Here is an 11,084-nt window from a genome sequence, read left to right as displayed (position 1 = left end):
CTAGAGGCCCTTGCCGCCGGTGACCGGCAGGACCGCGCCGGAGATGTACGATCCCTCGTCGGAGGCGAGCAGCACGTAGGCAGGGGCCAGTTCCGCGGGCTGGCCGGCGCGGCCAAGTGGGGTGTCTTGCCCGAAGGTCGGCAGCTTTTCGGGCCAGCCGGTGGCGGGGATGAGCGGGGTCCAGATCGGTCCGGGCGCCACCGCGTTCACACGGATGCCCTTCGGGCCGAGTTGCTCGGCGAGTGCCTTCGTGAACGCGACCTGCGCCGCTTTTGTCATCGCGTAGTCGATGAGCGCCGAGGACGGGTTGAATGCCTGGATCGACGTGGTCGAGATGATCGACGCGCCGGGCTGGAGATGCGGGATCGCTGCCCCGGCGATCCACATCATCGAGTAAAGGTTGGTGCGGAAGACGCGGTCGAACTCCTCGGTCGGAATCGTCTCGAGCCCGTCCCGGTTCTTCTGGTACGCGGCGTTGAGCACGACGATGTCGAGACCGCCGAGCGCCGCCACCGTCTGGTCGACGACGCTACGGCAGAAGCCCTCCTTCTGCACGTCGCCCGGGATCGAGGCGGCCACGCGCCCGGCCTCGGTGACGAGGCGGAGGGTCTCGTCCGCGTCGTGCTGCTCCTCAGGCAGGTGGACGATCGCGACGTCGGCGCCCTCGCGCGCGAACGCGATCGCCACCGCCCGTCCAATGCCGGAGTCGCCCCCTGTGATGAGCGCGCGACGGCCCTCAAGTCGGCCCGAGCCCTGGTAGCTAGACTCGCCGTGGTCTGGCAACGGATCGGTTCGATCGGTGAGCCCGGGCTGCTCCTGTTCCTGCTTCGGGAAGCCGTCGGACTTGTAGCGGGAGCGGGGGTCGATGAGCGCAGCCATACCTCTAGCCACTCACTGATGGGATGCAAAATCAAGCCCCTTGCACGACCTTGACAACGGCGTAACGTCGCAAACATGCCAGGTGAACGGAACAGAAGTCTCAAGAATCCAAAGCTCTACGAGGATCTCCGCGACGATGGGGCCAGCAAGGAGAAAGCCGCCCGCGTCAGCAACGCGGCCGCCCGCGACGGGCAGAAGGCGGTCTCGCGGCGCGGGGGCAAGGCTGGCGACTACGAGGATATGACGGTGCCCGAGTTGCGCAAACGCGCCAGAGAGTTCGGCCTGCACGGCTACTCCGGCAAGAACAAGTCCGACCTCATTAGCTCGCTGCGCAACCACTGATGAAGCGCAACGACGACGGGCCCTCGACCGACCATGCCCCGGAGACGGAGGAGGACACTGCCTCCGGCGACCCCGGCGACCCCGGCGACCCCGCCGACCCGCCCGACGAAACTGACCCACCCGACTAATCTTCAGGCGTGGTCAGTGCGTCCGTTCTTCAGGGATTCGGGCGTGGGACTGTGATTACGCCAGTGGGCGGGTTTGCGGGCTCTGACGAGTTGTCCGTCGGCTCATCGGTCACGCTGAGGCCCTCGGGCGAGTTCGCGGACATCATGAGCTGGTCGATCCATGACCGGTTCACAGCAGGTCTGCGGCTGCCATCGAACCTGAACTGAATGAAGGTGTTGGGCGATAACCACACGGTGGTTCGTCCGCCACCTGTCGAGGCGTCGAACGTTAAGTTGAGTGCGAAAGCCTCGCCCCGTCGCAGCTTCGCTAGCGTAACAAGCATGATGTGGGTGAGAGTGCGGTCGCCAATCGTGATCCGCTCGGACGCAGGCCCGTAGATCAACTCACCCACACGGCCCCAGACCTCGCGGTTGCGTCCAATAGCGTGGTGTAACCCCCGGCCCTGATGGGCGTGTTGCACCGATGTGAGGCGGCCACCGCGTGATTCTTGGAAAGACCGATCAAGTCTTTTCCGAAGGAGTACACGCGATGACCGCACCCCATTTTATTGACCCTGCCCGTTTCCTGTCCGAACAACTCGAGCAAGCCTCCCCGGACCTGATGCGCCAGATGCTGACCACGTTCATCAACGCGCTGATGAGCGCCGAGGCCGCCCTGACCAGCGTCGTGGCGACCTGCTACCTGCTCGGGGTCTCGACCAGGCGGATGGAGAAACTCGTCGAGTCCCTCGGCATCACCCGCCTGTCCAAGTCGCAGGTGTCGATCATGGCTAAGGACCTCGACGAACAGGTCGAGCAGTTCCGCACCCAACCCATCGACGCCGGCCCTTACACGTTCGTGGCCGCCGACGCCCTGGTGCTGAAGGTGCGCGAGGGCGGCCGTGTCGCCAACGTCCACGCGCTCCTCGCGACGGGCGTGAAGAAGGACGGGCACCGCGAGATTCTGGGCCTGCAGGTCACCAGCGCCGAAGACGGCGCCGCCTGGCTCAGCTTCTTCCGCGACCTGACCGCCCGCGGCCTCACCGGCGTGAAACTCGTCACGAGCGACGCTCACGCCGGCCTCGTGGCCGCCATCGGGGCGACCCTGCTCGGGGCGACTTGGCAGCGCTGCCGCACCCACTACGCCGCGAACCTGATGTCCGCGACCCCGAAGACCAGCTGGCCGTGGGTGAAGACCCTGCTCCACTCCGTCTACGACCAGCCCGACGCGGACGCCGTCCACGCACAGTTCGACCGGGTCCTGAACGCCCTGGAGGAGAAGCTCCCCGCGGTCGCCACCCACCTCGAGACGGCCCGGGCGGACGTGCTCGCCTTCACCGGCTTCCCGAAGGAGATCTGGCGTCAGCTCTGGTCCAACAACCCACAGGAACGCCTCAACCGCGAGATCCGCCGCCGCACCGACGTCGTGGGCATCTTCCTCGACCGCGGCTCCCTGATCTGGCTCGTCGGAGCGGTCCTGGCCGAACAACACGACGAATGGATCGAAGGCCGCCGTTACCTCGGCCTCGACGTCCTCAGCCGCTCACGCCTCACCCTCGTCCCGACCGACCGACAAGGAGGAACAAACAACCGAACTCGGCGCCCTCAGCGCCTAGAAATCCAAGAATCACGCGGCAATCTCGTTACACCACGCATTTGGACTTGACCGACCTCGCATGTATTAAATACTACAGGGCGGGTTCGAACTGCCGTTTCTCTGGTTCCCGTGTTTATGCCTGTCCACCTAGTGACAGCATTTAAGGTGGCGGGTCGCTTGTCGAGCCGGCGGAAGGGTGCCCTTCTTCCTCGGCGTCGCGTAGTTCCTCTTCGTCGATCGTAGGTACATCCGGATCCGGGTTGGGCGATTGCGGAGTGAAGTGCAGTTTCTGCATGCACGGAGTGGGTGCTTTCCGCCGGGCATCGGTGAACTCTTTCGAATAGTAGGCGCGGGCATCCGGCACGTCGCGATCACCAGAGATGAGGTCGTGCGCGAGGTTCAGGGCGAGCCGATTGGCTTCCTCGTCGTGGCAGATGGCCGAGAGTTCGCCCATTGTGCGGCGCGCAACCACGCTGCCGTCGAATTGGGCGAGTGCGCTGAACAGGTCCGGGGCCACCCGGTAGTCGATGATCGATTCGACGGAGTCGTAGTGCGGTGCTGGAAACCGGTGTTCCCAGAATGCTTTCGTCGCCACGACCCGCTTCCACTCTCCTACCGCGAACCAGGTCAGCTGGGTAGCGGTCGACTCGTGCGGTTCACCGTACTTGTCGACAACCAACTGCGCGGCCTCCCGCGATTCGTCTGGCCAGTCGGCCAGTACTTCCGAACTGTGCATGAGTAGCTGCTATCCGTCGTTCATGATCGTGGCGTCCTCGTCGGGCTGGAGATCTTCGTCTGCCTCGACGAGACGATCTTGGTCGGGAACGCCTTTGACTCCGGTGGCGATGTCCCCGTCGCGAGTTGGTTTCTCGGTGATGGGGAAGTCCTCCTCGATGCCGCCAGGTGTGTTGATTGTCGGATCTGTCATCAGTACTTTCCTTCCGGGAGTGAGGCCAAGGCGTTCGCCTTGCTTCATAAAGCTCACGTCACGGCTGGCGCCCCCGCAACCCGCTTGACCATTCGCTCTCGGCGAGTAGTCTCTGCGCGTGTCGGGTCCTGTCGAGGCTCGATCGACAGATCAGGTTTCGAACTAGCACCCATCGAATCCCACGTTCCGCGGCCCTGTACCGGCTCCTCGAGGCGGCTGCCCGGCATGACGGTCGGCTAGCCGGATGTCGGCAACCCCGTTGACTGCGCGGCAGCATCGTCGTAGACCGGAGGTGACGAAAGGATCGGGATGTCCGTGGAACTGAATCAGGAAGCCCTCTCCCACGCGAAGGGGTTGCTGCGTCGCGGCGAGATCACTCATGACGATCGGGACGACTGGAGCGAGCACGCTCCCAGCACCGATGAGAACAACACCTTCATCGACAAGCACGGGATGGCCGAGTACGCAAAATGGCATCTCGGCGAAGACACCGACCAGACCGAGGGCACCCGAGGTCGTTACCTGTTTCCTTACGGCGACTTCAAGAAGCTCCACCGGTGCGCCGTCATCTCTGGTGAAAGCCGAGCGGGCCAATATGGCCATCCCACGATCAAGACCGCGCTCAAGAAGCTGCTTATCTCGATCGACGAAAAGGCTTCCCAAAAGTGACCGTAGGGGTGCGCCCGGATACTGCCGAACCCGATCGGCAGTCGTCACCAGAGAACGTCTCCAGCCCGACTTCGGAGCTGCGGCGTATCGACTTCACGGGGGCCATCTGGTTCGCAGCCACCATCATCGCGACAACCGTGCCGCTGGGTGGGATGCTTGCTGCCGGATGGCATCCCAGCGACTCGATACCCCTGCTGGCCGTGGTGTGGTGGGTCGGTGCCACCGCCATCGTCGTTGGCATTGCCTCGTTGGCCTGGGCCGGGTGCCCCGTGTTGGGTTCCAGCCTGGAGGAAGCGGACCGTCAGAAGTCCTTCTGCATCCGCGCTGGAATGGTCCTCTATCTCGGCGGGACGGGCGCCGCGATCTTTGCCCTTCTCATCAACCCGAGGGGATGATCCACCCATGACCACAGATCCCACCAGAATCAGAAGTCAGCCAGCTCTGACCACCTCGACCAGACGGATTTGGCTCATCGTCGGCGGCATCTTCACAGGCGTGTCTCTTGCAGTCCTGATGCCGATGACGCAGCTCCCACCGCCAGGCGTTGCGCTGACCGGCGCCATAGCGGTAGCCACTCTCTACATTGCGATGATCGTCGCTCGGATCGTCATCCCCGCCGGCCGGCGCCGGCTCATGCTCCTGGCCGCGGCAACGCTGACGATCCCGGCGACCGCGGTCGTCACCGCAACTGTCGTGGCGAGTGCGGCAACACTCGACTAGCCAGCGAGGTTTCGTCAAACATGGCGAAAGGCTCCGGTGATCGTGACCACTGGAGCCCTTCTGTGCGAATCGTGGTTTTCACCTCGTTCGCACTTTTGACGCTACGCCCGTCAACCCAGGGAAGCAACCCCCCGGTGGATGCCTAGCGGTAGTGCGGATAGTCGGGGTACCGATAGTCCGAACCCCAGAATGGCCCGTACCCGTAGTAGCCCAGAACGCCGCCGTAGGTGTCGCGTTCTCGAACCAGTTCCGGGTCGTAGGCAGGGGCGTCGGCGACGTTCTCGCGGGTCTGGCCGATCCGCACCTCGTCCTCCGTGATGGCGGTGATGGCGTCGACCGGGATGAGAGTCATGTCCTGGCCGATGCCCAGAAACCCTCCCGAGGCCACGTCGAGGAACCGCACCCGACGCTCAGTGCCGTCGATCAGCAGATCCTTGACCTTGCCGAGGTCGTCGCCGTTTCTATCTCTGACGTCACGTCCGCGAATGTCCTCCTCGCGGTCGGCAACCGTCTGATCGGTCTCACTTAGTCTGACCAGTGTTCCCGTGTCCGAGGTGTCCGGGTTGTTCATGATGTTCTCCTTCGTCGTCGTTTCACCGGCTAGTTGCGCCGGACGCTCTCGGGAGGATCACCCACTCTGGGCAGCCCGCCATCGCGAGAGCGAATGAACTGCTGCCCTCTCTACGCTACGTCCTCGTTCGAGCGCCGTCGAAGAAACCTGACCCCTAGCCAAACCGGGAGAAAGGGCGTAAGCACGAAGGACCGACCCAATCGAAGGAGGAACCGTGGCAACCTGCGACACCTGCGGCAACGAGTACGACAAGACGTTCACCATCGAACGTGCCGACACGACCGGCACGTTCGACAGCTTCGAGTGCGCGATCACATTGATGGCGCCCGTCTGCATGCACTGCGGCTGCCGGATCCTGGGCCATGGCGTCGAAGCCGAAGATGGGATCTACTGTTGTGCCCACTGCGCCCGCAGCACCGGGCACACCGAATTGGTCGACAGGGCATAAATCATGCCACAGGACGACGCACCCAAGCACCGCGACGACAAGCGGCCCCAAGAACCACCGGACCCGGATCCCGCGACCGAACTCAGCAATCCCGAACCACACCCGGACACCGAGCCCGAGGAAGACCCCTCACCATTACGAGGTCCCGGCCCCGCGTAACCCTATCGAGCGAGCCCGGGCGGTCCTACCGTTTCCACTGTGACGTGGCTGCCTCCCCCACTCGAGCGCCTCGCTCGTGGGGGATGAGCGAGCGGACACGCCGGACGACGATGGCCGCGTTTCGCGACAGGCAGGAAAGAGCCGACCGCTTCTGCAGCGGGCTCCCCCACGCCTCTGATCCAGAGTTGCGGGGGTCGTCCCCTAGTTTTCGGCGGCGTACCCCCCCCCGACCCACCACTAAAGCTGCTGAATGCTGAGTTGTTAGCCCCCTTGTCATCGTTGCCTGGATGGGGTGGTGTGGAGGGGCCGGCAACGACGCTGGCGGCCCGTGCACGGGCCGCGACCGGAAAGGAAGCGACATGGCACAAAGCGACTTCGACCGCGAGAACGGATCCGCGAAGGACGTCGAACCCGGCGTGCCCGGAGCGCCGGAAGCCCCCGAGTTGCCGGACGCCCCCACGGCGCCCGACCCCGAGAGGGAGCCCGCGTCGCCCGAGATTACTTCGAGCGAGCCGCCGCCATACGCGCCCGACGAGGCGAACAACGGCACAATACCCAGCCCAGGAACGCCGACCGGCGGGGCGCGCTCCCGTGACCGACCCCAAATATGGCCCGGGCGATGTGGATCAGGCTGCGGTCGGCTAGCCCGAGGAGTCGTTCGGCTCAGCCTAGGGCGCCAACGACGAACTCACGACCGGCGACGCATCGATGAACGCGAACCGCGGCTTATCGGGCTGGGAAAGGAAATGCAGATGGGACGTCATTCGATAAACCACCACCCAGAGCTCGGCGACCGCGCCGGGCAGTCGTCGGCATCTCCGGCATCTCCGTCGCCCGCGGCGTCGGACGCCCCTCGGCCGGCTCCCGGCTCGGGAGCCAGACCGTTCGAAACTGCGCCCGCGGCGGCGCCAGACGAGCCGGACGCCCACTCGGTGCCGCAGACCGGCGGCACCGGGAGCTCCCCCGGGCACGCGCTGCTCTGATGGCGATGTTCGGCCCCGAGGGCAGCCAGCCCAACGACTCCGACGGTCTGATGAACGATCAGGTGATGCCCACTGCGGATGGTCAGATGGCCTCGAACACCACGGAGGAGGTCGTCCCGCCGAAGTCGGACCGCTCCGCGGCGGAGGACCGCGGGAACTCGGAGTTCGAAGCCCAGGAGGGCAGGCGCGAGGAGACGGCAGGCGCGCCCGCCGTGAGCGTGCCGAGCGACGTCAACTCGACGGTCGGCGACGAGCCGACATAGGACGGGCGCGACGACCCGACCGATGATGAGCCATCATCGTCGGCCTTCGGCGAAGCGCCTCCTCGATCCCGGTTCCACTTCTTCCACGCTTCGTTTTCATGCCACCAGACTGGCCCCAACCGTCGCGGTGTTCACCGACGCGCCGACCGCTGCAGCTGCTGCTCGCATGCCGGTCCCGGTGCAGACCAAATCCACGAAGATTGTCCGTGCATCCGCAGGAAACTTCTTGACCATACCAACGCTCCTTCTCTAGAGGCGTTGCATCGACCATATGACTTTGCCATCCATGTAGCTGCCGTAATGTCTCGGATCGCGCAATACACGATGCTGTGAGGAATAAAACAAAAACTGAGACCACTCGTGAGGTGGTGACCGCGAAAGAATGGAGCGCCTGGCCAAGGAGCAGAGCCTGGCTCTGGGCGGAATTGCAGAACGTCATTGTCGGTCTTTTCATGGCCTTCATCAGGTTCGTTTGCTCGATCGGCAATGTGCATCTCATGGCTGCCCTGTTCAAGGACAGCCTCAGTTTGGGCGGAACCGTCCCCTCACGTTTGCCGGTCTGATCGCTCTGCTTCTGATGATCATTTATGGAAAGTTCTACGGTCGCCGGATCGCCTTGTGGATTTTCTTCAAATTTTGAACGCAATGATTTCAGCAGGTCTTGCCGTGGATCTGCTCTTTCGCGTCTTTGGCATCCCTGCGTCGACCCGACCAGTACAAATCATGCCGAGGCGATTCGAGCGGAACGACACTACATATTTGAACATCGTCTTTCTGCTCATGGCCAGCTTGGTATGGTGGCCATACCGGAACCGGTTTCGTTTGGACGGGGTAGATGAGTATGCCAAATACGTGGTGCGCGGAATTCAGCTCGAACACGCCCAAGCATCTGCCACAGACCTACACGAAGGCATCATGTGCTACTTCTACTCCGTCCGCTCCCACGACAAGTTTGTGGCGGAGCTGCCTAAGTACCTGGAAGCATCGGGAATCGAACCGATGACCAGTATGGGCGCGGAAGTCACTAGCGTAACAGCAGGACCGAGCTTGGCTTTCCGGCGGCAGCCGAGCTGTCAGGATAAGCAATGATCGAGTTCCGCTCGGTAACTAAGCAGTTCCCGGACGGCACGACCGCGGTAGATAATGTGAGCCTTGTCTTCCCCTCGCGGAAGACAACAGTGCTCGTCGGTTCCTCAGGTAGTGGGAAAACGACGATGCTCAGGATGATCAACCGCATGGTCGATCCGACGAGTGGATCAATTGAGATCGATGGAGAACGCGTTTCTACCCTTGATCCGGTCAAGTTGAGGCGCAGCATCGGCTACGTCATGCAGAACTCGGGGCTGCTGCCGCATCGTACGGTCGTCGACAATATCGCGACAGTACCCGTGCTGCGTGGCGTTAAGAAGAAGGAGGCACGTCAGCGGTCCCTGCGTTTGATGGATACGGTGGGTCTTGAACGCGCTCTTGCCGCGCGATACCCAGGGCAGCTCTCTGGCGGGCAGCAGCAACGGGTGGGTGTTGCACGAGGCCTTGCCGCCGACCCTAATATCCTGCTGATGGACGAACCTTTCGGTGCTGTAGATCCGATCGTGCGTGCCGAACTGCAGACTGAACTCATCCGGCTCCAACGCGAGCTTGACAAAACAATCGTGTTCGTCACCCACGACATCGACGAAGCTTTCCTGCTTGGAGATCAAATCGTGATCTTCCGTCCCGGCGGAATCGTCGCGCAAATCGGCAGTCCGGCAGACGTTTTAGCAAACCCGGTTGATGCGTTCGTGGCAAGTTTCGTGGGAGTCGATCGTGGGAAGCGTTCCTTGCACCTTGAGGGAACGTCGGAGACTCCTGTCGTCGTAGACAGTGAAGGTAGGGCCGCCGGGGTGCTGACCGCATACTCACATTCGTTCCCTCTAGCAGAGGAGGTAGCCCAACCAGGCGCCGGCACTCCAGCGCAGGGTGCCGCCGCGTCATGACGTGGCTGTGGGCAAACCTCGATCTAGTCTGGAAGCTCACGCTAGACCACGTCGCGCTGAGTGTGCCTCCGATCATTCTAGGATTCCTACTCGCCCTTCCGGTCGGCTGGTTTGTCAACCGCCACCAAGCTTCACGCGGCGTGCTGCTGTCGATCGGAGGAGTTCTCTACGCCATCCCGTCCTTGCCGCTGTTCGTGATGATGCCCCTGATCCTCGGCACGAAAATTCTTGATCCGATCAACGTTGTCGTCGCTTTGAGTATTTACGCGTTGGCATTGATGGTGCGTGCGGCTGCGGATGCTCTGGCCGCCGTCGACACGGATGTCATCGCCTCCTCGACGGCTATCGGTTATTCAGACTGGTCGAGGTTCTGGCGCGTGGAGTTACCGTTGGCTGGGCCTGTGTTGCTGGCTGGCTTGCGGGTGGTTTCTGTCAGCACGGTCAGCTTGGTCAGCGTCGGCGCCATTGTCGGTGTTGACAGTGTCGGCTTCCTGTTCCTGAATGGGTTCCAACGGGCTTTTCTCGAAGAGATCCTGATTGGGATTATTGCCTCCGTGCTGATCGCCTTCGTCTTTGATGTCGTCCTGGTCCTTGTCGGAAGAGCGTTGATGCCGTGGGCTTCCGTGTTGCGCTCAAGCGAACATCGCCGTGGTCTTGTGACGGCAAAGGCGGTGACCAGACAATGAACCAGCTTTTCGCAATGTTCGCCTGGCTTCTCGATCCAGCACATTACGCCGGACCTGATGCGATCCAGGTCCGTGTAGGCGAGCAGGTCGAATACACCCTGCTCACGCTGTTGCTCGCCTCCGTAATCGCACTTCCAGTCGGCTTGACAATCGGACACACTGGTCGCGGTCGAACCCTCGGCGTCCAGGTTCCAGCTGTGTTGCGCGCGTTGCCAACCCTGGGCCTGGTCATCCTGCTCGCCCTGATGGTCGGGCTCGGCCTCCTTGCGCCACTGATCGCGCTGGTCATCCTCGCGATTCCGCCCATCCTCACTGGTGCTTATGCTGGCCTAGAGTCTGTGGACCGCGAGACGATTGACGCCGCACGCGCTCTCGGCATGACCGAATGGCAGGTCCTGTGGAAGGTCGAAATTCCGCTGAGCATATCGCTCATCACCAGCGGCCTCCGCTCGGCTACCCTGCAAGCAGTCGCCACCTGGACCGTCGCGGCGATCCTGCCGTTGGGCGGGCTTGGCCGGTACATTTTCGACGCTTTGCCCGTACAGGACTACCCGAAGATGCTCGCCGGGTCGATGTTGGTCATCGCGCTGGCTTTGGTAACAGACGCGCTGTTCGCTCTTTTACAGAAGATGGTGACCCCGCCCGGGGTAAGGGCGGGGCGGGTATCGCTGGCGCGGGCGAAGACAATTCATTCTCCTGCCAGGGCGACACCCCTCCGCCATGCATCATTCATTCGAAACGAAAGGTGAACTATCC

The 11,084-nt window shown here is 62.8% G+C and carries 17 protein-coding genes; 12 read left to right on the top strand and 5 right to left on the bottom strand.

Features of this window, described 5'->3' with window-relative positions:
* On the bottom strand, window positions 1-879 hold the full coding sequence (locus tag CXY83_RS01020; RefSeq protein WP_104195413.1) for an SDR family oxidoreductase: 879 nt from the start codon (window positions 877-879) through the stop codon (window positions 1-3).
* Between the two features lie 75 nt (window positions 880-954).
* Here CXY83_RS01020 and CXY83_RS01015 point away from each other — a divergent pair, with 75 nt between their 5' ends.
* The 3 genes from CXY83_RS01015 (at window position 955) to CXY83_RS01005 (ending at window position 2,994) form a co-directional block, all read left to right on the top strand.
* Entirely contained in the window at window positions 955-1,221 is a 267-nt protein-coding gene (locus tag CXY83_RS01015; RefSeq protein ID WP_104195414.1) for a Rho termination factor N-terminal domain-containing protein, read from the top strand.
* A complete protein-coding gene (locus tag CXY83_RS18290) occupies window positions 1,221-1,349 on the top strand; it encodes a hypothetical protein (RefSeq protein ID WP_255408708.1) in 129 nt (42 codons plus the stop codon). Before CXY83_RS01015 ends, CXY83_RS18290 begins: the two co-directional genes overlap by 1 nt.
* Window positions 1,350-1,878: 529 nt before the next feature.
* Window positions 1,879-2,994 (top strand): IS256 family transposase, encoded by a 1,116-nt coding sequence (locus CXY83_RS01005; protein WP_233200499.1) that lies wholly within the window; start codon window positions 1,879-1,881, stop codon window positions 2,992-2,994.
* 91 nt (window positions 2,995-3,085) lie between these two features.
* Here CXY83_RS01005 and CXY83_RS01000 read toward each other — a convergent pair whose 3' ends face one another.
* Both CXY83_RS01000 and CXY83_RS00995 read right to left on the bottom strand, forming a co-directional pair.
* Entirely contained in the window at window positions 3,086-3,661 is a 576-nt protein-coding gene (locus tag CXY83_RS01000; protein ID WP_104195561.1) for a hypothetical protein, read from the bottom strand.
* A gap of 9 nt (window positions 3,662-3,670) precedes the next feature.
* Window positions 3,671-3,853 carry a hypothetical protein gene (locus CXY83_RS00995; protein WP_104195560.1) on the bottom strand — a complete coding sequence of 61 codons (183 nt, stop codon included), beginning with the start codon at window positions 3,851-3,853 and terminating at the stop codon, window positions 3,671-3,673.
* 309 nt (window positions 3,854-4,162) lie between these two features.
* On the opposite strand from CXY83_RS00995, the gene CXY83_RS00990 reads away from it, so the two are divergent.
* Genes CXY83_RS00990 through CXY83_RS00980 form a run of 3 tightly spaced genes read left to right on the top strand, consistent with a single transcriptional unit; the run spans window position 4,163 to window position 5,242 of the window.
* Window positions 4,163-4,522: a hypothetical protein gene (locus CXY83_RS00990; RefSeq protein ID WP_104195559.1), complete on the top strand. Its 360-nt coding sequence runs from the start codon at window positions 4,163-4,165 to the stop codon at window positions 4,520-4,522.
* Window positions 4,519-4,917, top strand: coding sequence for a hypothetical protein (locus CXY83_RS00985; RefSeq protein ID WP_104195558.1), 399 nt, complete (start codon window positions 4,519-4,521; stop codon window positions 4,915-4,917). Before CXY83_RS00990 ends, CXY83_RS00985 begins: the two co-directional genes overlap by 4 nt.
* A gap of 7 nt (window positions 4,918-4,924) precedes the next feature.
* Window positions 4,925-5,242, top strand: a complete 318-nt coding sequence (locus CXY83_RS00980) for a hypothetical protein (protein ID WP_104195557.1) — start codon at window positions 4,925-4,927, stop codon at window positions 5,240-5,242.
* A gap of 142 nt (window positions 5,243-5,384) precedes the next feature.
* On the opposite strand, the gene CXY83_RS00975 is transcribed toward CXY83_RS00980, so the two are convergent.
* On the bottom strand, window positions 5,385-5,813 hold the full coding sequence (locus CXY83_RS00975; RefSeq protein ID WP_104195556.1) for a PRC-barrel domain-containing protein: 429 nt from the start codon (window positions 5,811-5,813) through the stop codon (window positions 5,385-5,387).
* A gap of 214 nt (window positions 5,814-6,027) precedes the next feature.
* On the opposite strand from CXY83_RS00975, the gene CXY83_RS00970 reads away from it, so the two are divergent.
* Both CXY83_RS00970 and CXY83_RS00965 read left to right on the top strand, forming a co-directional pair.
* A complete protein-coding gene (locus tag CXY83_RS00970) occupies window positions 6,028-6,261 on the top strand; it encodes a hypothetical protein (protein WP_104195555.1) in 234 nt (77 codons plus the stop codon).
* 1,141 nt (window positions 6,262-7,402) lie between these two features.
* On the top strand, window positions 7,403-7,666 hold the full coding sequence (locus CXY83_RS00965) for a hypothetical protein (protein WP_104195554.1): 264 nt from the start codon (window positions 7,403-7,405) through the stop codon (window positions 7,664-7,666).
* Between the two features lie 96 nt (window positions 7,667-7,762).
* Here CXY83_RS00965 and CXY83_RS17535 read toward each other — a convergent pair whose 3' ends face one another.
* Window positions 7,763-7,900, bottom strand: a complete 138-nt coding sequence (locus CXY83_RS17535; RefSeq protein ID WP_158251786.1) for a hypothetical protein — start codon at window positions 7,898-7,900, stop codon at window positions 7,763-7,765.
* 384 nt (window positions 7,901-8,284) lie between these two features.
* On the opposite strand from CXY83_RS17535, the gene CXY83_RS00955 reads away from it, so the two are divergent.
* Genes CXY83_RS00955 through CXY83_RS00940 form a run of 4 tightly spaced genes read left to right on the top strand, consistent with a single transcriptional unit; the run spans window position 8,285 to window position 11,077 of the window.
* On the top strand, window positions 8,285-8,755 hold the full coding sequence (locus CXY83_RS00955; RefSeq protein ID WP_104195552.1) for a hypothetical protein: 471 nt from the start codon (window positions 8,285-8,287) through the stop codon (window positions 8,753-8,755).
* Window positions 8,752-9,642 carry an ABC transporter ATP-binding protein gene (locus CXY83_RS00950; RefSeq protein ID WP_104195551.1) on the top strand — a complete coding sequence of 297 codons (891 nt, stop codon included), beginning with the start codon at window positions 8,752-8,754 and terminating at the stop codon, window positions 9,640-9,642. The genes CXY83_RS00955 and CXY83_RS00950 overlap by 4 nt, the downstream gene beginning before the upstream one ends.
* Window positions 9,639-10,328 carry an ABC transporter permease gene (locus tag CXY83_RS00945; protein ID WP_104195550.1) on the top strand — a complete coding sequence of 230 codons (690 nt, stop codon included), beginning with the start codon at window positions 9,639-9,641 and terminating at the stop codon, window positions 10,326-10,328. Before CXY83_RS00950 ends, CXY83_RS00945 begins: the two co-directional genes overlap by 4 nt.
* Complete coding sequence (locus tag CXY83_RS00940) at window positions 10,325-11,077, top strand: ABC transporter permease (RefSeq protein ID WP_104195549.1); 753 nt, start codon at window positions 10,325-10,327, stop codon at window positions 11,075-11,077. Before CXY83_RS00945 ends, CXY83_RS00940 begins: the two co-directional genes overlap by 4 nt.
* The last annotated feature ends 7 nt before the right edge of the window (window positions 11,078-11,084 follow it).

The sequence above is a fragment of the Cryobacterium sp. M15 genome, assembly GCF_002929675.1.
Lineage (GTDB): Bacteria > Actinomycetota > Actinomycetes > Actinomycetales > Microbacteriaceae > Cryobacterium > Cryobacterium lyxosi.
This window is presented reverse-complemented; position numbering and strand designations above follow the sequence as displayed.